Below are 24898 nucleotides of genomic sequence, written 5' to 3'. Positions count from 1 at the left end.
TAAATTTATCAAAATAATTAATTACTAAAATGGCTAAGAAAAAGGCTTTTGCATTACGAATAAATGAAGATATGCTTAAAGCTATTGAAAAATGGGCTGCGGATGAATTCCGCAGCACAAATGGCCAAATTGAGTGGATGCTTAACGAAAGTTTAAAAAAAGCTAAACGCACTCCTAAAAATAAAAAATCGGAAGAAAATAATTAAACGCTTTAACTTTCTTCATTTACTATTATATTTCTACTTCTTTATCCTTGAACAATTTCCTCTTAACTACTTTAAATAACTTAACAAACAAAAGAGCGGCAAAGCCAACCAATAAACCAACTATAAAATCTTTCACAAAAGATGGTAGCACCTCTAAAAAGTGATGGAAAAACTCGATATTATGGACAAATATGCCTCCAGCAACCAAAATTAAGGCGATAGTACCAATTACGGATAAGCTTTTAATAACTATTGGAAGTGCTCTAATTAAAAAGTTTCCTATAAATTTTGAAATACTTTTTTCTTTACTGCTAAAACTAACGAGCTTGTATCCCAAATCATCCATTCTAACAATAAGAGCCACAATCCCGTAAACACCAATCGTTGCAATTAAAGCTACAATTGACACAACCAATACCTGAAATAAAATTGGCCTTCCTAAAACAGTTCCTAAAGCGATGATTACGATCTCAACTGATAAAATAAAATCAGTAAAAACGGCTGATTTTATTTTCTTCTTTTCGAGAGCTAATTGGTCTTCCTTTGATATGTTTGAATTATCAACAGTCTCTTTAGTATGCTTATGAGGTACAAAAAATTCATATATTTTTTCTGCTCCTTCAAAAGCTAGATAAACACCTCCTAATACTAATGCCAAAGTAACAGCCCAAGGCGCAAAAGCACTTAATAAAAAGGCAATTGGTAAAATAATTAATTTGTTAAGTGCTGAGCCTTTAGTAATTGCCCACAGAACTGGTAACTCCCTAGAAGAGACAAAACCCGTAGCTTTTTCAGCATTTACTGCTAAATCATCCCCTAAAATACCAGCGGTTTTTTTTGTAGAAATCTTACTCATCACAACAACATCGTCCATTAAAGCTGCTATATCATCTAATAATGCAAAAAATCCTGATGCCATTCTTAATTATTTGGAAGTTAAATTGTCTATGAGTGACATAAATATATAAAGTAAAATAATAACAGGTATCGCAGCAAATTGCAATACAATTAATAACACAATACAAAGTATAATAAAAATATATCGCGTTGCATTTGTCTTAAAGCTCCAGTCTTTAAACTTTAAAGCAAATAGTTTAATATTGGCATTTAATATGTAACAACTTAAAAGTGTCAATCCAACCAGAAACCATTTATTAAGAATAATAGCATTTATAAAATCACTATTTTGAAATTCCATTATTAATGGTAGTGAAACTATCAACAAGGTGTTTGCTGGTGTTGGCAACCCTTTAAAATAGGTTTGTTGTTCAATATCTAAATTAAAATTTGCTAAACGATAAGCAGAAGCTAATGTTATAAATAATCCCAAAAGAGGAAATACTGGTAAATTAAAATCTAACCAATCTCTATTAGAAGGCCAATTATTATTTAAACTATCCGAAGTTTTTACAGTTAACGATAATAACTTATACATGATAATTCCTGGCACTAGCCCACTAGTTACCATATCTGCAAGAGAATCTAACTGTAAACCTAATTCACTTTGAACGTTTAGTTTTCTAGCTGCAAAACCATCAAAAAAATCAAAAAATATGCCTAAAAAAACAAACAATGAGGCAGCAATAAAATTATTATTAATCACAAAAATAACAGCAATACTTCCACAAAATAAGTTTAAAAGTGTTAGTGCATTAGGAATATGTCTCTTCATATATAAATTCTTATTGCTATTTAATAAAAATATGTAATCGTAAAATATTAATAGAAATAGCTATCATAACAATTTCATGCTACAAAAATTGTTTTGGTAAAAATAGCAAACAATTTTTGTGTAAAGCAAGTATTAAACAATATCTATTATAATTTCAAGTTTAATAGAATAGCAAATTATAATAATTTAACTATGAAATGAAGTATATATTACCACTTTCCATTACTCTATTCCATAATTAATTCGCATTGCTCATGTAATGAGAATAATGAGTAAATAAATAAAATGAAAAATGAGGAAGTTTAAATCTGATATTTTATGATTAAATTGGTATTATGTGCATCTTTGTAAAAAAATTGAGATTGAAGACTTACATAACTGCATTGTTTTGTACAATGTCCGTATCAATATTTAGTCAAACTGTTAGAAAGTACTCTAACGAGTTTATGAATATTGGTGTGGATGCCGCTGCATTAGGTATGAGTAGTGCTGTAACGTCTCATTCTGCCGATGTTAATTCAGGCTATTGGAATCCTGCTGGGTTATTACAAATTGAAGATAACCAACTCGCTTTAATGCACTCTAGTTACTTTGCTAATATTGCCAATTATGATTATGTCGCTTATGCTATGCCTATAGATAAAGAAAGTGCAGTAGGGATATCATTGATTCGCTTTGCTGTTGATGATATTTTAAACACCACTCAGCTTATCGATGAACAGGGCAATATAAATTACGATAGAATTAGTTTATTTTCTACTGCAGATTATGGGCTAACATTTTCGTATGCTAGGCACCTTCCTGTACAAGGTTTAAAATATGGAGTGAATGCCAAAGTGATACGACGTGTTATTGGTGATTTTGCTTCCTCTTGGGGGTTTGGTTTAGATTTAGGTGTACAGTTTGAGACCAATAATAACTGGAAGTTTGGTGTTATGGCTCGTGATATTACGACTACTTTTAACGCTTGGGCTATTGATGAAGATGAATTTGCTAAGATTCAAAACGCAGTAGCAGGTCAAAATCAGGAACTACCAGAAACTACAGAGATTACCATTCCGAAATTACAGATTGGTATTTCAAAGTTAATCGATTTTCACTATGATTACACATTGCTGACAGCAGTGAATTTAAATGTTCGCTTTGAAGAAAACAATGATATTATTTCATCGTCTTTTGCTAGTGTAAATCCAGCTTTAGGTTTCGAATTTAGCTATATAAATATGGTGTATTTACGTGCTGGTATGGGAAATTTTCAAAATGAATTACAAATTGATAATACTGAACAATTAAGCTTTCAGCCTAGTTTTGGTGTTGGTTTTAAATATAATGGTGTTCAAATAGACTATGCCTTTACCGATATTGGAGACCAAAGTGTTGCTTTATATTCAAATGTATTTTCTTTAAAACTGGATTTTAGTATTTTTAGATAATGAAGTGGTTTAAACTTTTTATAATTGGCTACAAAATGTTCTTTTATCCTCACATTTTGTCTTTTTATTACTCCGTAGCGAATCTATACAGTTCAAAAAAGTCTTCATTTGGTAATAAAATCACTATTTTTCGCTTCAATCAAAAAGGTCAAACCACTTCAATATTTGTTTAGATGCATAAAACATTACTTTTTTTATTACTTTTTTTATTTACTGCAATTAATACAAGCTTAGCCCAGAAAAATACATTATCACCAGAAGCTAGTATTAGTGTTTTAACCATTGGACCTGGCGCCTCTTTAAATGATTCTTTTGGGCATAATGCTTTCAGAATAAAAGACCCTTTAAATAATCTGGATAAAACGTTTGATTATGGTCGCTTTGATTTCGAAGCGCCAAATTTTTATTTAAATTTTGCCAGAGGTAAATTAAACTATTCATTAGGTACCAGCAATTACTATGATTTTTTAAGCTTTTATGTCAAACAAAATAGAAATGTTAAAGAACAAGTCCTAAATCTTTCACAAGAGGAAAAGCAAAGACTTTACGACTTTTTAGTAAATAATTATAAACCAGAGAACAGAGGTTATTTATACGATTTCTTTTTTGACAATTGTGCTACAAAGATTAAAGACGTTGCCAACGCAAGTCTTAATAATAGTATCGTTTTTAATACTCCTGAAGGACATGAAGAAGCTACTTTTAGAACCTTAATTCAAAATAATCTCAATAGAAATTCTTGGGGAAGTTTGGGTATAGATATCTGTCTAGGTTCAGTAATAGATAAAAAAGCTACAGCAGAAGAACATATGTTCTTACCTGAGAACATCTATAAGTTTTTTGGTTCTGCATTGATAAAAAATAATGATACCCCATTAGTAAAAGAAAGTCGTGTTTTATATTCTAAAAAAGAAACACCAAAACCAAATACCTTTTTTACAAGTCCCCTATTTATTTTAGGTATTATAGGGGGATTCATTCTTTTGATAACTTATAAGGATTACAAAAAAAATAAACAGAGTATCTGGTTAGACGCTACCCTTTTTAGCATTACAGGAATCATAGGAATATTATTGTTGTTGCTTTGGTTTGCAACCGATCATAAAGGGACTCACCAAAATTATAATTTGCTTTGGGCCTGTGCTCTTAATATTTTTGTTATTCGACAATTATTTAGAAAAAAAGTAAGTGGTTGGTTTATTAAATATTTGAAATTTTTAATAATTCTATTATGCCTATTAACACTGCATTGGGTAATTGGTATACAGGTATTTGCTATTGGATTAATTCCCTTATTAATAGCACTATTTATTAGATATATTTATTTAATTTCTTACTACAATAACGGATAGTTATTTATCTCAAAATTTATTTTTATATCTATATTAAGATAAGTAAAAGACTGAATACTGCTACTGTAAACTGATGACTGAATGACTACTGCCCTCTAAAGAAAATCATAGTACTTATAGTTTTTACCAAAATATTTATATCCAGGAAAAAACTTTTGTGTTTAATATAATACAAATCGTATTGTAGTTTCAGTAAACTATCGTCAACCGAAGATCCGTATCTGGTTTTAACCTGCGCCCAACCTGTAAGACCTGGTTTAATAATATGTCGCGTTTCGTAAAAAGGCAATAATTGCGATAGTTCTTTAACGAAAAATGGACGTTCTGGTCTGGGACCAATTATACTCATATCGCCCTTTAATATGTTAAAAAATTGAGGCATCTCGTCTAATCTAGAGTGCCTTAAAAACTTACCAAAGAATGTAATTCTTGCATCTCCTTTTTGAGCCCAAACTGCTCCAGTTTTTTCAGCATTTTTAATCATCGTTCTATACTTCAAAATCTTAAAAGGTTTACCGTTTTTTCCTATCCTATCTTGAGTATAAAAAAGTGGTCCTCGATTAGCTATAATATTCCCAAATAAAATAAGTGGTAAAAACATGGCTCCTATTAAAATTCCAATTATAGAAATAATAATATCAAAAAATCGACGAAAGAACAGGTATAGTTTGTTTTGATTACTTCTACTAAATGGAAAATATTTATAAAAGTCTTTTCCTACAAATTGTACTGGTATACGCTGTGCTAAATCTTCATATACCTGTGTATATTCTTTTATTGAAAACCCTTCTTCTAAAAGCGAAATAAGCGAGTAATAAATTTCTGGAGTAATGGATTCTGAATTATAACTTGCTACAACAATTTCCGATATATTTTCGTCCTTAATTACTTCACGTATTTGACTTGGTTTATACTCAGCAACGGCATTAAACTTAATAGATTCAAAACTATTTATATCACAATTAATAAAGCCCTTAATTTTATAACTAGGATCCGAATTATTAAAAGCCTCTACAATAGTTTCAATATTTGAGGTTTCTCCAATAATCAATACCTTCTTATAAAACCTAGGAGAAACAATAAAAGACACATACGCTAGCCTCCACAAAAATAATGCTACGAATATTGCGCAATAAAAATATAAAATTTGCAAACGGTTATCTGGTAATAAAGGCGTGAAAAATGGTGTCAAAAAATAAAATAGTGCAGTAATTGAGACCGTGGCAACTATACTAGCAAAAGTTTTTTCAATTTTACTAGATTTCTGTAGATCATAAAGCTCAAAAATAGTTCCAAATATGGATATATATAAAACAAGTATAAGAGTCCATGTCCAGTTTTCTTTTGTTATAGTAAAATAATCAAAATCAAATGTATTACTAACAAAATACAGCACAACCAATATTGAAACAATATCGAAGATACGTAGCAAAATTTTACGTTCTGAAATATTAAAATGAATACTCCGGTTAGACATCTTTTCAAATAAAATGACAAACGATAAAGATAATAATATTCATAGCAAGCAAAAATTTATTTCAATACTTTATTCCATTGGTTTTTAACAATATTCCAATCTAATTGCTCTGCTTTTTTTCTGGCATTTAGAGCTATTAAATTTGATTTTTTTGATGAATTTTTTGTCAACCTTTGAATTGCTTCAACAAACACTTTTTCTGAATTCGGCTCTACTAAAATACCCGTTATTTCATCTTCTATAAGAAAAGGCATCCCTCCTACATTAGTTGAGACAACAGGTAAACCTAATGCCATAGCCTCAATAACACTAACAGGCATATTATCAAAGTTAGTAGTATTAATAAAAATATTATAATACTTAGATCGTTCTATCCATTCTTTTTTTGATAGTTTTCCAGTAAAAGTCACTTCTACTTTTAACTCATTTGCATAATCTATGGCTTCTTGCATACTTCCATCACTATCTGGACCAACCATACACAGTTCTGCATCTATATTAATATCCTTTAAGCCTTTTAAAACCTTAATTGCTAACAAAGGATTATATATTTTTGAAAATGAGCGTACCCATAACAGCTTAATTTTGTCAAAAGATCTTTCTTTAAAAATGTAATTATTAAGCTCTATTGTGTTTGGAATGCAAACTATATTATGATATCCTAAACCTTCAAAGTTTGACTTAATATATTTTGATGGTGCTACATTTTTATAAGCATGATTAAATATAGCTTTTGATAATTTAGGAGATTTTTTTAACCGTTCAGGCAAATTTCCACCACGTAAAATGGGTATGTAGTTTAACTTAAAAAAGCGACATAATTGACTCACTACCAGCGCATAATAAAAATTAAATGTACTATAGACATCAATTAGCACAAAATCCGTTTGATTCCTGAGTTTTATGACATAATATATCATATCAAACATTCTAAGTAATTTGTTTGATTTATTCGATGATGTTTTAACGGAAAACCCTTCAATTTCCAATAACTTTCCTAAAGTTTCAATTGAAGTTTTATTCTTTCCTTTGTTTGATAACTTGTTTCCTATGTAAAGAAGGTTTGTCATAATATACATTTAATAAACAAAGCCCATAAATGAAAGCTGGAGCAGCAATACGCATAGACGAATGGTTTATTGTTAAAAACCAAAATAGATAAAATGAATAGAAATATATGTTTTTTTTGTTTCGAAACCTTAATAGTAATGGCGTTAATAATAATATTAAAAAAGCAACAAAACCAAATATTCCATGCTCTGCTATAATTCTGCTCATTTCGTTATGTGAAGCAGCATTAATTCCTTCTTTTTCAAGCCTTAATTCTTTAAGTTTTCCAACACCAACACCAAAAAAAGGGTTTTCAAAAAACTCATTCAATTCATTAGTTAACAAACCTGCTCTTCCTGTAGTAATATCGTCTTTTGTTCTTCCTAATGCATCTTCATTATTATAGCGTTTATCTATTAAACCATATGTACTGGCTGAGCTTACAAACCATGTTAAAATAACACCTATACCTAAAACAAATGTTGAACCAAAAATTCTTCTTCTACTTCTTGATGAAGCTTTAAAATAAAATGTAATAATAAATGCCAATATTATTAAAAAAGCAACAAATACACCTCCTCGGCTAAAAGTTACTATGGCCCTATAAGTCATAAAAGCCAAAACTCCAATGTTTATAACTTTAATAAATAATGCCTTAGACTGTAAAAACAACCTCCCTGCTAATAAAAACACACCTAATCCTAAAATCGTAGATACTTGATTGGGGCCATAGCCACCAGAAGCTTCAAAGTTTGATTGTGTACCAGATAACGTATCTTTAATGGTTGGTGAGTATAAAAACAAATATGTAGTAGTACTAATAATTGGCAACAATGCATACATCAATACTTCTTGAAGAGATTTTATTGAAATTTTCCTTCCATAACAATACAACGCAGTTATTCCTAAACATACAGGTCCACTTAGATTAAAAGCTATGGCTGTACGCAAATTTGTATCGTAATTTAAACTTGAAGATGCGACAATAATTCCCGGAATTAAAAAAATCAAATAAATTATATATGCGTATCCTTTTTTATTAACTCCATCACCAATTAACATACCTATAAGTAAAAAAACAACAACTAAATATTTAGATGCCTCATGTAAAAAATTACCGCTCGTCATTCTGAAAAAAACTTCAGAACCAACAATATAAGCACATGCACTTAAAACATAAACATATCTTTTTCTTGGAGGGGCTTTAATAATACTAAAAGCACATATTCCTAAAACAATTAAAAAAAGTACTTTTGAAGCTGGTTTAAAAAAATACACACCTAAACCTATACCAACATGTAGTATAATTTGATTTATATAATAGTATCCTTTCAACATTCTAAGCCGTATAAATTGCTATTAATTGATTTTTGATTTTATTCTCACTAAAATTTGAAATAACATTTTTATATAGTCCTTCTCCATTTTCAATTCTTAATGGCTTGTTATCAATATAGTTTAATAATGCTTTAGAAAAAGCTTTAGAGTCTCCCGAATTTACTAAAAATCCTTCCGATGACTGTGTTATAACTTTACCACAATCTCCTACATTAGTAGCAACAACAGGTAATTTGGCCAAACCGTATTCCAATAGTGCTAGAGGTAAACCTTCAGATTGTGAGGACAAAACACCGATATCACAATGGTTTAATATATTATAAATATCGCTTTTACTTCCATAAATAAAAACATTCTCTCTTAGTTTTAAATTATTTATTCTTTCGTTTAATTTCACAGAATAATCATCTCCTTGATCTTTGCCTATTAAATGTAAAGTCCATTTTTCATTAATTTTATTGACTTCCTTAAAAGCATCCAATAACATTAAATGATTCTTCTGACTTCTAAGATTTGCCAAACATACTATTCGTTTTCCTTCTTCTCCTTTTAAAGTTGTCTCCTTTTTTTCTTTAGTATTCTCAGATATAAAATTATTTAAAAATGACACGTTTTTGCATTTTAAATGTTGTTCTGCCCAAGCTTTCAGTATTTGATTTACGCTTATAATAGCATTGAATTTATAAGAACAAAATTTTAAGATTCTAAACTTTCTAATTTTCAAAAACTCGCTACTACCATAATGATCATGCCATACCAATTTTGTTTTAGGATTCAATATTTTTATTATTGTTGCTAAAAAAAAGGATGTGGAATGCGCATGAACAACATCAATTTTGTTTTGCTTAATATAATTATGCAATCGTTTAATCGCCTTAAAATCTAAAGTATGTTTTTTATTCAAAAACATATAGTTGACATCATTATTAATTGCATCTTTTAATAAACCTTCAAACCTAGTTACACATATAAAAGCAGTCATATCTTTTGATAACATATTAGCATAGTTTATAGCCATACGCTCTGCTCCTCCCGAATCTAAAGAATCTATTAACTGTAATATCCTCATGAGTGTTTTAATAATTTAACAATCTCGGCTTCAAAAGTATCTAAAGTATAATTGTGAGACCAATTACTTGCAGATTCAGATATTAGTTTTAATCTGTTTTTATCTTCTAAATACGTATTAATATTATCAACTGCATTATTTATAACAGGTTCTATTAAAATACCACGTTTCTCTGTATCTAACATAAAAGGTAAACAAGAGATTTTTGTTGTTATTGGTATCACTCCAAAAAACATAGCTTCTGCAACGGCCTTTGGCCATCCTTCAGATTTTGATGGAAGTAATAAAAAATGAGCGCTTTTTAAAGCGTTTTTTATCTCATCCTTTTTCTTATTTCCTTTTATAGTTATTATACGCTCTAACTTTTTTCTTGCAATGTAATGTTCTAATTCTGCTTTTAAAATACCATCACCATAAAGCTCCAAAGAAACTTGTTTTGATTCTTTACTTAGTTTTTCAATAATTTTAATAGCCAATAAAGGTCTTTTTCCTTTAACTAAGCTCCCTATGAAAACAAAATTTAGTTTATCATCATAATGTCGTTCTGTCGGAAGCTCTATTTCAGAATTATAAAAGCTCGCTGTAAAAAACGGTTTTATGTTTTTTGTTTGGTTTTTCCAATCTCCATATACAAGTACCTGAATGTTTCTGGTAAGCAATCTGCTACTTAAAATCCATTTTTGAATACGGTAACTTATAGGTTGTTTACTTTTTGGATCCCAGTTACCAGCATATTTCGCTGTTTTTATTTTCTGAGGAAAAAAAACTTGGACTAAACAACCTAGCAATCCAATATTACCAGGACAACGTAAATGAATATGATCGGCGTTTTTAATAGCTCTAAATAGTGTAAAGATTATTCTCGGCAGACTTAATAAAGAAATAATCGTTTTTTTAAATGATGTAAATTCAATAAAAGAAACTTGATTAAAAGTTAAGTTATTATGTTGATAAGCTGTATCTATATTAGAAATTGTATCATTAATTTTCGGAGCAACAATCTCAACTTCATCAACGTGTTTTAACCATAAATTCATTTCACGAACATAAGGTGTATACCCATAAAAAGTATCCCTTCTCTGTTTATGTTTAGAATGCGATATGATTAAAAACCTCATTTCTTTACCCTAGGCTTGTTAAAGATTAAAGAATACCAACCGACCACTCTGCCCAAACTTTCTGTAAAGGCTTCTTTACGCTTGTTCTTATTGCTTGTAAAAACATTTGCAAATCTAATAGCTATAAGTAAAAAAACTGTAGCGTTCCATTTAAAACGCATTTTAAAGGTTGGTTTAGGATATTTAACTCGCCATACATACCAACCATTTCTAACAACCATTTTTCCATATTTATACTTATTCGGTCTGCCTGAATCATCATGATAATGATATAATTGAGCCGATGTATTAACATACAACTTCCCGATTTCTGAAAGACGCAAACTAAAATCGGCATCTTCATACAAACCATAACCATCAAAGTAAGTTGAAAATTTCAAAGAATCAAAGACTTCCTTTTTATAAGATGAAACTCCTCCCATAATTTGTTCAACTTCATAAATCTTTCCAGATGGTGGAAGAAAACCGACAGATCTTCCATGAGCAAATGTTGGTAAAAAACCTGGAATCTTATCTGGCTGTAAACCAAATAATCGTCTCAATTTAAACCTAGATGGCTCACTGCGCATCCACCCATCGAAATAAAAATTATTTTTACTTTTTTCAACAGATTCTTTTTTCCAAGTATTATTGTTATCAATGTACCCTCCAACAGCTAAAGCATCTTTCTGTATTTCATAAGTTTTTAATAGGTTTTCAAAGTAATTATCTTTCAGTACAATATCATCATCCAAAAAACAAATAATTTCTGAAGTCTCTGAGGCTAAGTTAATTCCATAATTACGTTGTTTTGTTAAACCTCGATTTTTTTCTTCAACTTTAAAATATTTTAAATTCTCAAACTTGTTTTCATGCAAAAGTTTATCGGTTTCATCGTTTACAGACCCATCAACTATTAATACTTCTGTAGGGTAAACAGATTGTATTTTTACTGAATTTAATAAATCCAATAATGGTCTTGGTCGCATATATGTACAAACTATTAATGAAAAACGTATCATTTATGTTGTTCTTTTAAAGTATTTGCCCAAAACTGACTAAACTGCCATTGTTTCTTAAAAAGCTTAAAATACCTTATAGGGTTTTTAATATTCTGAGATTTATAATATTTAAGAAAAAGTTTTGTTTTATAACCTAATAACTGATGCTTTGTAGAATTGTTCATTCTATTCAACATCACGGTGGGTGATGGTTTTGGTTGTACTTCTTCTTTAAACCAAGGGTGCTTAAATGGTGTTCTAAATCCTCCTATGGGTGCTTTTAAATGTTTAATCTTAATATCAGGAAAATAGATTACGTCTGCACCAGAGTTTCTCAATTGCATTCCAAAATCTGCATCTTCTCCATAGCCAAATTCTAAAGCTAAATTAAATTTAATCTGTTCTAAAAATTTTGAAGCCATAACACTACTTCCTGCTCCAAAAGTACTCCACTGTAAAGGCTTGTTATGAATTTCAACTTCATTTTCCTGAAGATAGCTCATAGTTATAACATCTAAGTCATAATACGTCATTTTGGTTATTACATCTTCAAGTAAATTATTTTTAAACTTATTATCATCGTCTGCTAAATACAAATAATCAGCGGTCACTTCTTTTAATGCCAGATTACGTGCATTACATGCTCCCATTTTATGAATAAACTTATGTATAATCATAAAAGGCCATATATTATTGGCTATAAAATCTAATTCTGTTTTGCTATTAATATCTTCATTCTGTTCTACAATAATTACTTTTTCCGGTAGTTTTGTTTGATTCGATAAGTCTATTAACACATCATGCAAATATTCTTTTCTTCCTACGGTAGGTATAATAACATCTATGGAAATACCTAGGTTGGTTTTATTTAAAGATAGAGGTTCTTGCTCAAATTCTAATTTTATTTTTTTTTGATTACTGAAAACATTTTTAAAAAAAGAAAAAAGCGGAAACTTTCGTTCGTAGACGATAAGGTTTAGAAATAACAAAAAACTCCATACACCTTTATAATGCAATCTTGCAAACTTAAATAATTCAAACTTTGAAGCTTTTCCAGATTCCGTTAAAAGATTTAAATCATTTAGGAGTTTGGGTTCGGAATAACAAAACAAACCTTGTGGCATTCCTGTTTTTGCTATCGAATTCAGAAAAAAATCGAACGAATTATTATAATTTATTTTATTTTCAAATTTTAGTAATTGAGATGCGTGAATTACCCCTACTTGATTACTCATAAGCCATGTCGGGTATTTTACTCTTTTATTTACTTTTAAAAACGGGGAATCTTCTATATACCCTATTTGCTCTGGTACATACTGTTCTGTAGAATAAGATAGCATCATATTTTTGAGATGAAATGATGTTTCTATCCCATTAATATTTAAGTTTTCTTTTAATGATTTATGACACCAAATAAGTATGCTTTCAATGTTGTTTTTCGCAACATGAAATAATGCTTCTACAGGGTTTGAGTTTGTAAAATCTATTGATTTATCAGTTTTTAAATCAATAATTTCTATAACCCGATTATCCTTATGTACTAGCAGGATCATTTTTCTATAATACTTTTATAATATTCTATATTTATATCAGCGTTTTTTTCAATATCAAAAAGTTGTTCTACCTTTTTTCTTGCAGCTCTCCCTATTTCAATACATTTACTCTTATCATTAAACAATTCAATAATACGAGTAGCATAATCATCAATCTTTGATGGATGTACTAAAAACCCATTTATCTCATCATCTATTAATTCTTGAGCCCAACCTATACTTGTATTTACTACAGGTTTTTGCATAGCCATTGATTCTATTGTTACCATACCTAAGGTTTCAGCAAAAGATGGAAATGTACATACATGGGTATTTTTTATATGTTCTTGAACTTCAGCATATGGTATTTTCCCTAAATAACTACTCTGTTTCTTTGCTTTCTCAGAAAAAAGATTTTCCATAAGGTTGTATGTTGAAGTACTATCTGTCTTAATATCGGGAGCATCACTACCTATTAAAATAAGCTTAGCATTTGGATTGAATTCTACTACTTTATTAAATACTTCTGCTAATTCTAAAACTCCTTTCTTTCTTATTATCGTCCCGATATATAACACGGTATTTTCATTATAAATATCAGGGTTTTTATTAACAAAATGTTTTAACTGTAACCCGTAATGTATCGTTTTTATTTTGTTATTATTCAGTCCAAATATTTTCTGTGTTTCTCTTCCAGCATAGGCAGTTGGAGCAACATACGCCTTTGCTTTTTTTAAGCCTGATTTTTCAAAAATAAAATTTTTGAATTTTTGCTTTCTTCCTTCTATCTTACAGAAGTAAGCATCACTACCATGAAACCTTATAACCAAAGGAATCTTAAATTTCATAAAAGCTGTTATTCCTGTCCAATCCGGAGCTTCTAAAATTTGTATGTGCTTCTTTTTTACAATGTTGTTTATATATTTCTGAATACGCTTTCTATAAAAAAACCAGGTTGCTATTTTAAACCGTTCTGTTTTAATTAAGTGAATTTCTACACCTTCATCTACAAATATGTCATTTTTATTCTGGTGATAAACAAAAACTGTAACATCAATACCTTTATCAACCAAGGCAATTGCGAGGTTTTTAATACTTGTACCTATGCCGGCTGCATGTTTTATTTTAGTATGAGGGTATTCTGATGTAATATAACCTACTTTCATTTATAAAATTTTATTAAACATTTTTAGACCTCCATAAAAAGTAAGTGCTATAAAAACTAAATAGTTAATAGTAATAAATTTCCTTGATATAGCTCTACTTTCTTCTAAATCAAAATACCAAACGAATGCCATCATAAAAACTGGTGCTAGCCATCTTAATTCTACATTAGAAATAATAATTAAAGAAAAAACAAATAGCATAATTATCACTGATACCGGAATAAACATATTATAATCTATGCTTCTTTTTTTAATTAATCTTACTAAAGGCAGAAAAATAATAAGGACAAGTATAAATCCTAACTGCCTAAATGAAGATAGTGTAGCAAATGAAACATCTTTAAAAAACTCATTTATAGTAAGACTTAAATCAAATACAAGGCTTTCTAAAATACTCTTAGGTAAAGACTCTTCTCCATTGATATCTACATAAGTTTGCGTATCCAGCCATGTTGGATGCTTTCCTTTTTTTAAATCACCTTTATTAACAAGTAACTGAGCTAGGTACTGCCTTTGTGCCCAATTAACATTAACAGACTCTGGTGGAGCTTTTAAATCGTAGGATAGTGTTCCTTTTTCCTTTAGAGAAGGAAGGTTAAAACACAATAAAGCAAAAACAAATAATAAAGGGTATAAAAACTTTAATTTTATTTTATTCTTATGCTTAAATATTATAAAAAAGGCTAGTAGTATTATAGGAAAATATATGATAGTCAATGCCCTTGTAAAAAAAGCAGTAGCCAAGGCTACAAATGCTACATTGCTATTAAAAGTGTTATTTTTATATAGCTGAAAAACCTCATTAAAAAAAATTATCAATGACATGGAATATAACGCATCGTTAGTACCATAAAAAAAGAAAATCGTGGTGCATAAGTAAAATAAAATGGCTGCAAAGAAAAAGAAAGATGGCTTATTACGCTTCCAAAAATAAATACCAACCATTATAGTTACTAGTAAACTAACGAGTCTTAGAGCTATATGTTTTTTAAAAACTAAGGTTAACGGATATGCTAAAAGCATATAAGGTATGGAGATACTTTTCTTTATAGCAACTAACCATCCATCGGTATCAATTAAACTTAAATCATTGATAAAAAGTTGTTCATCTCCTCTCCCTACCGGAATATTAATTATATATATTGCAGTACAGACAACATAAAAAAGAATGCCTACTATAAAAATTCGCTTAAAAGCATATTCCAATCTATCCATTAAATGTAATTACGTTTTTTACAATATGTTCTGGATTTAATTCATAAAACATGGGTAATCTTAATAATTGATTTGTAAACTTATCACTGTTTGGCAATACTCTTCCGTCATGTTTTTCTTTATAATAATCACTTGCATGTAGACTCAAATAATGAAAAACAGCGTATATTTCTCTATCCTTCAAATGAGTTATTAATGCTTTACGCTGCTCTTCAGATTTACAAATCAAATAAAACATATGTGCATTATTTGTTTCTGTTTCAGGAATTGGCATTATTTTAATTTGATTGTTTTTTGCCCAATCATTTAAGCCTTTGTGATAATACTCCCAATGAGCCAACCTTTTATTCTGGATATCATTTATATTTTCTATTTGTGCCCATAGAAACGCTGAAATAATTTCTGAAGGTAAAAATGAAGACCCAGTATCTACCCATCCATATTTATTTACTTCTCCTCTAAAAAACTCTGCTCTATTAGTCCCTTTTTCCCAGATAATTTCTGCTCTGTTAACAAAATGTTCATCATTAATTGCCAACAAACCTCCTTCTCCAGAAATAATATTTTTTGTTTCATGAAATGAAAAAGCTGCCATATGACCAATTGATCCTAAAGCTTTTCCTTTATATTTAGAACAAATAGCTTGCGCTGCATCTTCAATTACTAGTAGATTATGTCGCATAGCAATATCCATAATTGTATCCATATCACATGAAACGCCAGCATAATGTACAACAACAATAGCCTTTGTTTTTGAGGTAATTAAGGCTTCTATTTTAGTCGCATCAATGTTTGGATTGTCAGAATAAGAATCAGCAAAAGTTACAATTGCTCCTTGACGGATAAAAGCCAGTGCTGTAGAAACAAATGTAAAACTGGGTATAATAACTTCGTCGCCTTGTTCTATATTGGCTAACATAGCACACATTTCCAAAGCATCTGTACAAGAAGTAGTGAGTAATGCTTTTTTAAAACCAAAAGTGCTCTCAAAATAACTTTGGCATCTCTTAGTAAAATCACCGTTACCAGATATTTTACCAAGCTTCACTGCCTCTTCGATATATTGGGTTTCTTTACCTGTTAGATATGGTTTATTAAATGGTATCATCTTATAAATCTTGATGGATTACCTACATATAATCCTGATTTTTCTATTTGCTTAATGACCACTGTACCACCACCTATCTGCACATCATCAGCTATATTAATATTATCTATCACAGTTGAATTCACACCTATGCTACAACGTTTACCAATATTTACAAACCCTGCAATTGCAACCCTAGGTGACAAAAATGTATGCCTATCTATTGTAGAATCATGTGCAATGGTACAACTTACATTAATAAAAACATCGTCTTTTATAGTTACTTGTTGATCAATAACGGTTCCTGGAAATATACAAACCCCTTTTCCTATAGAGCATGAAGCATCTACATAACAAGATGAATGTATAAATGTGGCAAAAGGAATAGTGTTTTTTAAAGAATTGTATAAATCTTCTCTAAAAGCCAAGTGTTTATATCCAATTCCAATAATTACTTCATCAAATACTTTATTCGCAAAATAATTTCCAACATCTTTAAGTTTACCTAAAACTTTAATCTGTTTTACTATAGTACCTTGCGCAGCAAAATCATCAAAAAAACCTACAACTTCAAATTGATTGTCCTGAGCAACGTGATAAGCTATTTGTTGCCCTAAATCTCCCGCACCTATAATCGCTAGTTTTTTCATACCTTATCTATCATTTAGGTTTGTAAGTTCTTTAATTGAAAATAAGGGTCTGCCTTTAGATTCTTTATATATTTTTCCAATATATAATGCTGCAATACCGATAAAGAACAACTGCACTCCTGTCGCTATAATTAATGCACTAATTATAGATGGCCAACCCGATTGAAAATCGATTAAATATAATTTTAGAAATACAATAATCGTAAGCATTACAATGCCTATTAGTATAAAAGTCACTCCTAGTTTTACTGCCAATCTTAAAGGTAATTCAGAGAAATCAAAAATGGCATTAAAAGCCAATTCCATTTTTTTTCTAAAGTTAAACTTACTGGTTCCTGCATAACGTTCCCGTTGATCAATTTCTATAGCAGATTGTTTCATCCCTATATGCATAAAAATACCTTCAATAAATCTATTCTGTTCTTTATATTCTAAAAATTTATCTGCAAACCTACGATTAAAAATACGCATAACGGCTAGGCCTTCGGGTAATTTCAATCCTGTGAACTTTCTTAATGTTCCCCAAAATATTTTTGAAAACATTTTATTTATAAAGGAATCTTTTTTTTCTTTTCTAATTCCAAAAACCAAATCGTACCCTTTCTCTATTTCAGTGATAAAACGTCCTATCTCTGTAGGTGGATCTTGTAAATCAGGATCCATGTATAATAAATAATCTCCCGTAGCATGTGTTATCCCCGCCGTTAAAGCTGCCTGCTTACCATGATTATATGATAATTCAACAAGTTTTATGTTAGAGTTATTTAAAGCTTCTTGTTTAATAATTGAAACGGTATTATCTGTACTCCCATCATCTATAAAAACTATTTCATAGCTAATCGAAAGGTTTTTCAGTTCTTCTGTCATTTCCATAATAAATCTGGAAATAACTTCTTCTTCAAAATAAACCGGAACTACAAATGACAGTTTTTTATTCACCATAGCTTTATTATTAAATACGTATATCTTTAAATGATTCTATTCTATATTTAGAACTAGTATAAATGCAATCTCTATCAATTAAATGCACCTTAAACCCTACCTCTAATGCCGGCTTAATATCCAGTTTTAACGAATCTCCTATAAATAATATTTCACTAGCTTTTAACCCTATTTTTTTCAAAGCTATCTTATAAAATTCAATATTCGGTTTCGCTACTTTTTCTTCTTCGGAAATAATAACATGTTCAAAATTTATATCTTCTATTTTTTCTTTTAGTATACTTCTTAAGCCTGAATTAAAGTTTGACAATACACCATATTTACAGGAACTAAAATTAGAGATATACTTTACATCGTTAAAAGCTTCCCATGGTAAATATTTACAAGTATTAAATATATTATTTAATAATTCTGGAGTATCGATTATTCCAAAAGCATTAATGAGTTCTTTATTAAATGTATTATAGAAATCCTGTGATGTAATGTCTGGAAATTTAATATATTCTGATAATAATTTGTGCCTTTTTTTTAATTCCTTTTCTGAGACATTATAACCAAAATCTTTTAGAGCTTGAATATAATTTAGCCATAAACTTGGTTTATGAATTAAAGTATTTGCTGCATCAAATAATATGTATTTAATCGTACTCATCAAAATATATGGTGTTTTGCCGAGTTATCTTGTACATTGTTAAAGTCGGTTGCATCAGTATAAATAACATCCATTAAAACTCTGGTAGCTACCCCCTTCTTTATCTCTGGTTTTGAAGGAGGCTTTTGATATAACCATTCTTCAAGTGTATATTCAATATCTTTAAAACCAAAATTGGAACGTATTGAATTGGTTCCTGAAATACGACAATTTATTTCAAATGGAATAATCTTTCCTTCTTTTGTGACAATGGATTGAACATTTGCAGAACCTTTTATTTCTGACACAGAAATGATTCCCTCAAGTAGTTTTTTTATTTTTTCATCATAAGCTGTAATAACCTTACAATGTGTTGTTGTTCCATTTTCTAAAATGCGTTCAAAAGTTATAAACCCATGCAACTCCTGTAATTTGGTTACATAAAAAGCCGTAGTAATTTCAACACCTTTGTGAAGTTCTTGTATCATATAATCTTCATCTGAACAATCCTTACAGTCTTTTGGATTTATTTGAATGCCACGAGAGCCTCTTCCTTTCCTTGGTTTTAATATAATATTTTGAAACCTCTTATCGTATTCACTGGGTAAAAATGAACTAGCAAAAGGAATTTTATATGTATTTAAATGTAAATAAGTATTATATTTATCTAAATAATATGACGCTGTTTCTTCCTCTGATACAGCTATATCGCAAGTAATATCATTTTTATATTTTGCAAGGTAATAAACCTCAAAATCTGTAGCTGGTAGAATTAAATCTATAGCTTCTTTCTTTACAATTAATTTAATAGTACTTATATAATTTTCGTCATAAGCATAAGGAACCTCATAAAAAACATCACATAAATGATTACCCGCAGAAAAAGTTTCGATATTCGTACCAACTACCTTTATATCAAATTGTGACGCTCTGATATTTCTTATAATGCCTTGCCCTACATTACCTCCAATACCTGTAACTAATACATTCTTTTTATCCATTCAATACAATTTAACACTTCAGTTTTAAATATCTTTTCAGGCGTCATTTTTAAAGTTTCATTAGTAAAACTATTGTCATAAAGATATGATTTTGACTTATCTATTCCTTCAAAACTAATTTTAATATTTGGTAAGTACATTTTTATAAAATTAACCACTTCTAAATTAGATAATTCACCTTGAGATGTTGCTAAAAAAACATCGTTCTCTTTATATTTTGCTGCCGAATATAAGTAATTAGCAACATCATTTACGTGAATATAATTTTGCTTTCTCTTACCATCCCCAAACAATGTGATCGCTTTTTTTATAATCGCATTTTTTATAACCAATGGTACGAACGTTTTTATTTTCATATTAACTCCATAAATAGAGGAAATCCTAACAATAGCGTACTTATTATGCATCCTTACAATCGTTTCTCCTTTAAGCTTGGATTCAGCATACTTAGATTGAGGTTCTAAAACACTTTTCTCTGTGATTAATTCAGAAGTATGCTTGTATACTGAAACACTGGAACAAAGTACTATTTTAGCCTTTTTGAATTGTTTGCATAAATCATCTACGAGATTGACATTAACAGCTTCCAATTTATCATCAACACTAAAAGATGTAGTATTGGGAATAAATGCACTTATAATATAAACTACATCAAAATTATCCTTTAGGTTTTTTAAATCATCAATCCATATATGTTTTATTCCCTCGTATAAATTATTTGTATTCTTATGGTAAACACCAAGCACTTCCATACCACTCATGGCAAGCTTTTCAGATAGCGCTCTACCTAAAAAACTATTTGAGCCAATTATAATATGTGGCTTTTTAGTCATTAATCTATATGCTTTAATGTAACAATTGCTTTTTTATCTTTCCATGTCATTGTACCAACTTCTTCCCAAGGGTTGCTTAAATTTTCTTTTAAAAAATTCTCTTCCCATTCAAAGGTTAAATTTATCTTCTTCATGTGAATACTGAATTCTGCTGTATTTAAATTAACTTCATTTTTATGTGCCCAAAAGGACGCATATCTAATCAAGCCTTCTTTTAATTTTTCAGGGTTATCTAAAACATAAGGTTTATTTACCCTAAAATTATAATTAGCCCATATTCCACCTTTTAAATAATATCCCGGCATACCTTGCTCATCATATAATGGCAAAAATTCTCCTTTATATGAAATATTAAAAATTTTATCAAAACCTATATAATGTGAATCAACAAAAACACCATGTCCAGTAATACCAAAAAATCTTTTAACATTTTTATTTAATATGTTCTTGTAATTTTTTAATTTCTTAATTGGTTTTTCTAAAGAAGGATTAATTTTAACTGCACTTTTAACTATATTTTCGCTAAAAGGAAAATTAAAGACTACATTAAATTGAAAGAAAAGCAGTGCTATAAAAAGTATCTTGGCTGTTTTTATCTTAAAACTTTTATAACTGATTTTTTTAAATAGAATATCATTATCCGAAATCTTCTTTTTATTGTTTTCTAAATTATTTGAAAGTTTAACAGATTTTTTACTTTTAGTGATACCAAATACTAATCCGAATAAAAACTTTATTAATTTAAAAGTACCTGGCAAATAAGCTAATAAAGCTATGGGGTAGAAAAATGGGATTAAAACAATTACTTTTTTATACGCAGCATTTCCCACAAACTGTTCTCCTTTATTATTTACAACATAAAAGGTATTAGATAAAATTTCTTTTGAAGTATGCTCCTGTATAGGTATAAACTCTATAGCCTTGAAAACATCGAAATGTGATATGCAAATTTTTACACGTAGGCAAAACTGACATTCTGAATTATAAAAAAGTTGTAGCCTTGGTTTTTTATATTGTACTTTTTTCATGATAATTTGCCACAAACCAACAGAAATCATTAACAAGTAAATAGCTATATACCCTAAAGCAAAATAAGGTATCGGGAACTCAAAGAAAATACCTATATGCAGTGCTACTCCTATAAATAAAAAATATGGTCTTAGTTTTTTTATGAAAAACACAAACGGAAAAATAATTTCAAAAATCAACACAAAGTATCCTATAAATTTTATAAAATACTCTTGATTTAATATCCATTGATCATTAAAAATTGTGACTTGGGGTATTGATGCGGGTAACCAAATTCCCAGACCGCTCATCCATGCTAATGATTTAAATTTATAAAAAACCGATCCAAAATACACTAAAGCAACACCAACAAAAATCAGTATAAAATAATTCAAGACCGATGTAGTCTCTACTGGTTTATATAATTTTGTTAGACTTGAATACTTTAATTTTCTCCTCAAATTGTCTATAGATATTGATCTGGATAGTGGAGTGAAAATCATGACAAAGGAGGCACCCAAATAGGTATAATCCATATGATATTCATAAACACCTACCGTATTAAAAATCCAGAAAACAAATAGATAATTAAAAACGGTCATTAGCCTTGTAAAAAGGCCAAACACTAAAAACAATAAGACTCCCATCCAGATAAGAAATGGGACAGTATAATCTATATAGGATTCATTTAAATATGGAATAGGGTCAAAATACAGATGTCTGTATCTAAATATTCTATTGACTTCAAAAAAAAGGTTTAATGCAAAACAAATCCTAAAGATGGCTAAACCTTTAGAAGATATCTTCTTATTATAAAGTCTATCTACAAATCCTAAAAGTCTCATTAAATTTTATTTTTTAAAATAAGCTCTATCGCTTCCCATATATGCTGAGACGCTTTTGTTGGTACTTTACCAGCTACAATTTTATACCATTTTTTACATACTTCTACATTTGACAATTCTCCATCTAAAATTTGCTTTACCAAATCTTTCAAATGGTTTTTATCTTCACAGAATACTGCTGCTTCTTTACTTGGCATACTTCTAAAATGAACATATTTATAGTTTTGCCCTATATCTCGAATACCTTTTTTTAATTGTGGTTGCTCATAATTATAGTAAATACAGGCCTTATTGTGTGCAACAAAATCAAACACGGTGGACGAGCATACATTAGTCACAAACTCGCTATGTTCACAAACATTATATAGCATTTTAAAATCTTCTTTGGTAGGCAAAACCTGATTCCACTGCTTACCTACCTGACTCCAAATAGGATCTAAAACCTCAATAATGTCTTTATTCGCATCAATAATAGCATTATATCTATTAGTAAAATCTACAGGGCATTTCCTGTAAATAATCCCTAAATTCTCACCTTCTGCATTTAAACTTCTAACAGTGTTTGCTAAATCTTCTAAATAATGCTGATCTAAAGGAGACGTAGTTTCGTCATCACCAGAATAACAAATATACTTTTTATTAATATCCAAGTTATACTCTTTAAAAAAGGCTTCTCTCGTTTGTAATAATGTATCATTATAATGAGGTTCAAATTGAGGCGTACCAGTAACAATAACTTGCTCTTCTTTAACAAATGGATAATATTTTAATACCTCTCCTTTCATAAGGTTACTCCATACAAAATAGTAATCGGTTTCTACAACTTGCATGGCTTTTGGTACATTATCCCATGAATAAACAAAAGCTACGGTTGGAATGCCTAAATCTTTAGCTGCTAATAATGCGCTAATAGACTGTGTTGCTCGTTGTGTAGTACAGAATACTAAATCTGGCTTATGCGCTTCTAACTGAGCTTTACAATAATTGTATTTTGATGTTGAACGTTCTAACTTATTAATTTTCTTTCTAAGTTTAACAATTCCTTTTTCAGAAGAATATATACCTATTAAGTATTTTATATAAAGGCTTTTAATTTTATTTTTTAAACCTCTGTTATTAAATGGAAATTTATAAGTTGGATATACATCATCTTTAAATTTATCTCTTGATACATTTAACTCTGCGCGTTTTCTTGCTCTTGAATAAATAGGGAGTAATGGGTGGCTTGTCTGATCTTCTATCTTAACTTCATTAAAACCTAAATTCTCTTTCAATGAAAAAACGGTATTGTTCCAATACGTAATATCGAAACCCATTTTTTCTCCTATAGTTTTAAAATCTGTGAAGGCAAAGTTTCTCAAACCGACACCATCAGGAAAAAAAACGAAAACTTTTTTATTCATTTTTAATCTTAAAATTAAACTTTTTGGTTCTTTAATTTGTCTCGTTGTACTTGCTCAATGGGTAGTATATCTTGCTGTTTAAACTGTAATGCTTTAAATACAGCATTAACATCTCTGGATAATTTACGTAATCCCATAGGCTCTAAAGAAGCAGCATGGTCTGTTCCTTTCCAGGTACGATCTATGGTATAATGCCTTTCTATAATATTTGCACCCAAAGTATAAGCAGCAACATCTACAGCAATACCTAAATGGTGACCAGAAAAACCAATAGATTTAACATCATCTTTATATTTATCTATCAATAAGTTAATGTCTAATAAACAGACATCTTCAAAAGGGACTGGGTAACCAGAAGTGCAATTATAAAGTACCAAATCTTTACTTCTATTATTTTTTTTAAAAAAACTTACTAAACCATCTATCTCATCTTTAGTAGTCATACCTGTAGAGATATGCAATTCCCCATGATAGTTTTCACATAACCATTCCAGCATGGTAATGTTATTATTACATGCTGATGGAATTTTAATAAAATCTGGATTCAAAGATGTTATTTCTTTCGCAGAAGTTAAATCCCAAACAGAAGTTGAATACGTTATTCCAATATCCTCACAATAAGATTTTAATTCCTGATGTTGATTCTTATTAAACTCTAAGTATTCCCTATGAGCCCCATAAGTATCTCCATAAGAGTTTACAGGGTTTGGATGTGGTTGACTATACTGCTCTTTAGTTAATAGTTCTTTATTATTTCGCTTTTGAAATTTAATAGCATCAACGTTGCAAAATATTTTAGCTACTTTAATAAGTTCTTTAGCAATTTCGATATCACCTTTGTGATTACAACCTATTTCAGCTATTATATAGGGCTTTTTGTATACATTCAT

General features: G+C 29.5%; 23 protein-coding genes. 3 read left to right on the top strand and 20 right to left on the bottom strand.

Annotated features, from left to right (window positions below):
• The first annotated feature begins 29 nt into the window (after nucleotides 1-29).
• Nucleotides 30-206 carry a type II toxin-antitoxin system antitoxin gene (locus tag Q4Q39_RS03205; RefSeq protein WP_303280920.1) on the top strand — a complete coding sequence of 59 codons (177 nt, stop codon included), beginning with the start codon at nucleotides 30-32 and terminating at the stop codon, nucleotides 204-206.
• Between the two features lie 25 nt (nucleotides 207-231).
• Here Q4Q39_RS03205 and Q4Q39_RS03200 read toward each other — a convergent pair whose 3' ends face one another.
• Together Q4Q39_RS03200 and Q4Q39_RS03195 are read right to left on the bottom strand one after the other, a co-directional pair.
• Nucleotides 232-1125 carry a DUF808 domain-containing protein gene (locus Q4Q39_RS03200; RefSeq protein WP_303280919.1) on the bottom strand — a complete coding sequence of 298 codons (894 nt, stop codon included), beginning with the start codon at nucleotides 1123-1125 and terminating at the stop codon, nucleotides 232-234.
• A gap of 6 nt (nucleotides 1126-1131) precedes the next feature.
• Nucleotides 1132-1878 (bottom strand): CDP-alcohol phosphatidyltransferase family protein, encoded by a 747-nt coding sequence (locus Q4Q39_RS03195; protein WP_303280918.1) that lies wholly within the window; start codon nucleotides 1876-1878, stop codon nucleotides 1132-1134.
• 395 nt (nucleotides 1879-2273) lie between these two features.
• On the opposite strand from Q4Q39_RS03195, the gene Q4Q39_RS03190 reads away from it, so the two are divergent.
• Nucleotides 2274-3311: a putative type IX sorting system protein PorV2 gene (locus tag Q4Q39_RS03190; RefSeq protein ID WP_303281301.1), complete on the top strand. Its 1038-nt coding sequence runs from the start codon at nucleotides 2274-2276 to the stop codon at nucleotides 3309-3311.
• A gap of 173 nt (nucleotides 3312-3484) precedes the next feature.
• Nucleotides 3485-4663 (top strand): lipoprotein N-acyltransferase Lnb domain-containing protein, encoded by a 1179-nt coding sequence (locus Q4Q39_RS03185; RefSeq protein WP_303280917.1) that lies wholly within the window; start codon nucleotides 3485-3487, stop codon nucleotides 4661-4663.
• A gap of 85 nt (nucleotides 4664-4748) precedes the next feature.
• Here Q4Q39_RS03185 and Q4Q39_RS03180 read toward each other — a convergent pair whose 3' ends face one another.
• Genes Q4Q39_RS03180 through Q4Q39_RS03095 form a run of 18 tightly spaced genes read right to left on the bottom strand, consistent with a single transcriptional unit; the run spans nucleotide 4749 to nucleotide 24898 of the window.
• Nucleotides 4749-6140 carry a sugar transferase gene (locus Q4Q39_RS03180; RefSeq protein WP_303280916.1) on the bottom strand — a complete coding sequence of 464 codons (1392 nt, stop codon included), beginning with the start codon at nucleotides 6138-6140 and terminating at the stop codon, nucleotides 4749-4751.
• A gap of 56 nt (nucleotides 6141-6196) precedes the next feature.
• The gene (locus tag Q4Q39_RS03175) at nucleotides 6197-7210 is read right to left on the bottom strand and encodes a glycosyltransferase family 4 protein (protein ID WP_303280915.1); all 1014 of its coding nucleotides are present in this window, start codon (nucleotides 7208-7210) and stop codon (nucleotides 6197-6199) included.
• Nucleotides 7158-8528 carry an O-antigen ligase family protein gene (locus Q4Q39_RS03170; RefSeq protein ID WP_303280914.1) on the bottom strand — a complete coding sequence of 457 codons (1371 nt, stop codon included), beginning with the start codon at nucleotides 8526-8528 and terminating at the stop codon, nucleotides 7158-7160. Before Q4Q39_RS03170 ends, Q4Q39_RS03175 begins: the two co-directional genes overlap by 53 nt.
• Before the next feature lies 1 nt (nucleotide 8529).
• Nucleotides 8530-9597, bottom strand: coding sequence for a glycosyltransferase (locus Q4Q39_RS03165; RefSeq protein ID WP_303280913.1), 1068 nt, complete (start codon nucleotides 9595-9597; stop codon nucleotides 8530-8532).
• Nucleotides 9594-10715: a glycosyltransferase family 4 protein gene (locus tag Q4Q39_RS03160; RefSeq protein WP_303280912.1), complete on the bottom strand. Its 1122-nt coding sequence runs from the start codon at nucleotides 10713-10715 to the stop codon at nucleotides 9594-9596. The genes Q4Q39_RS03165 and Q4Q39_RS03160 overlap by 4 nt, the downstream gene beginning before the upstream one ends.
• Nucleotides 10712-11716, bottom strand: a complete 1005-nt coding sequence (locus Q4Q39_RS03155) for a glycosyltransferase family 2 protein (protein WP_303280911.1) — start codon at nucleotides 11714-11716, stop codon at nucleotides 10712-10714. Before Q4Q39_RS03155 ends, Q4Q39_RS03160 begins: the two co-directional genes overlap by 4 nt.
• A complete protein-coding gene (locus tag Q4Q39_RS03150; RefSeq protein ID WP_303280910.1) occupies nucleotides 11713-13248 on the bottom strand; it encodes a glycosyltransferase family 2 protein in 1536 nt (511 codons plus the stop codon). The genes Q4Q39_RS03155 and Q4Q39_RS03150 overlap by 4 nt, the downstream gene beginning before the upstream one ends.
• Nucleotides 13245-14393: a glycosyltransferase family 4 protein gene (locus Q4Q39_RS03145; protein WP_303280909.1), complete on the bottom strand. Its 1149-nt coding sequence runs from the start codon at nucleotides 14391-14393 to the stop codon at nucleotides 13245-13247. The genes Q4Q39_RS03150 and Q4Q39_RS03145 overlap by 4 nt, the downstream gene beginning before the upstream one ends.
• On the bottom strand, nucleotides 14394-15608 hold the full coding sequence (locus Q4Q39_RS03140) for a hypothetical protein (protein ID WP_303280908.1): 1215 nt from the start codon (nucleotides 15606-15608) through the stop codon (nucleotides 14394-14396).
• Complete coding sequence (gene rffA, locus Q4Q39_RS03135) at nucleotides 15601-16716, bottom strand: dTDP-4-amino-4,6-dideoxygalactose transaminase (RefSeq protein ID WP_303280907.1); 1116 nt, start codon at nucleotides 16714-16716, stop codon at nucleotides 15601-15603. Before rffA ends, Q4Q39_RS03140 begins: the two co-directional genes overlap by 8 nt.
• The gene (locus Q4Q39_RS03130) at nucleotides 16713-17345 is read right to left on the bottom strand and encodes an acetyltransferase (RefSeq protein ID WP_303280906.1); all 633 of its coding nucleotides are present in this window, start codon (nucleotides 17343-17345) and stop codon (nucleotides 16713-16715) included. Before Q4Q39_RS03130 ends, rffA begins: the two co-directional genes overlap by 4 nt.
• 3 nt (nucleotides 17346-17348) lie before the next feature.
• Nucleotides 17349-18287, bottom strand: a complete 939-nt coding sequence (locus Q4Q39_RS03125; RefSeq protein WP_303280905.1) for a glycosyltransferase family 2 protein — start codon at nucleotides 18285-18287, stop codon at nucleotides 17349-17351.
• Nucleotides 18288-18297: 10 nt separating this feature from the next.
• Nucleotides 18298-18939, bottom strand: coding sequence for an HAD family hydrolase (locus tag Q4Q39_RS03120; protein WP_303280904.1), 642 nt, complete (start codon nucleotides 18937-18939; stop codon nucleotides 18298-18300).
• Nucleotides 18939-19919 carry an ATP-grasp domain-containing protein gene (locus tag Q4Q39_RS03115; protein WP_303280903.1) on the bottom strand — a complete coding sequence of 327 codons (981 nt, stop codon included), beginning with the start codon at nucleotides 19917-19919 and terminating at the stop codon, nucleotides 18939-18941. The genes Q4Q39_RS03120 and Q4Q39_RS03115 overlap by 1 nt, the downstream gene beginning before the upstream one ends.
• Nucleotides 19898-20752, bottom strand: coding sequence for an NAD-dependent epimerase/dehydratase family protein (locus tag Q4Q39_RS03110; protein ID WP_303280902.1), 855 nt, complete (start codon nucleotides 20750-20752; stop codon nucleotides 19898-19900). The genes Q4Q39_RS03115 and Q4Q39_RS03110 overlap by 22 nt, the downstream gene beginning before the upstream one ends.
• Nucleotides 20752-22605, bottom strand: a complete 1854-nt coding sequence (locus tag Q4Q39_RS03105) for a hypothetical protein (protein WP_303280901.1) — start codon at nucleotides 22603-22605, stop codon at nucleotides 20752-20754. The genes Q4Q39_RS03110 and Q4Q39_RS03105 overlap by 1 nt, the downstream gene beginning before the upstream one ends.
• A complete protein-coding gene (locus tag Q4Q39_RS03100; RefSeq protein WP_303280900.1) occupies nucleotides 22605-24008 on the bottom strand; it encodes a glycosyltransferase family protein in 1404 nt (467 codons plus the stop codon). Before Q4Q39_RS03100 ends, Q4Q39_RS03105 begins: the two co-directional genes overlap by 1 nt.
• A 14-nt stretch (nucleotides 24009-24022) precedes the next feature.
• A complete protein-coding gene (locus Q4Q39_RS03095) occupies nucleotides 24023-24898 on the bottom strand; it encodes an N-acetylneuraminate synthase family protein (protein ID WP_303280899.1) in 876 nt (291 codons plus the stop codon).

It is taken from the genome of Flavivirga amylovorans (genome assembly GCF_030540875.1).
Taxonomy (GTDB): Bacteria; Bacteroidota; Bacteroidia; order Flavobacteriales; family Flavobacteriaceae; genus Flavivirga; species Flavivirga amylovorans.
This window is presented reverse-complemented; position numbering and strand designations above follow the sequence as displayed.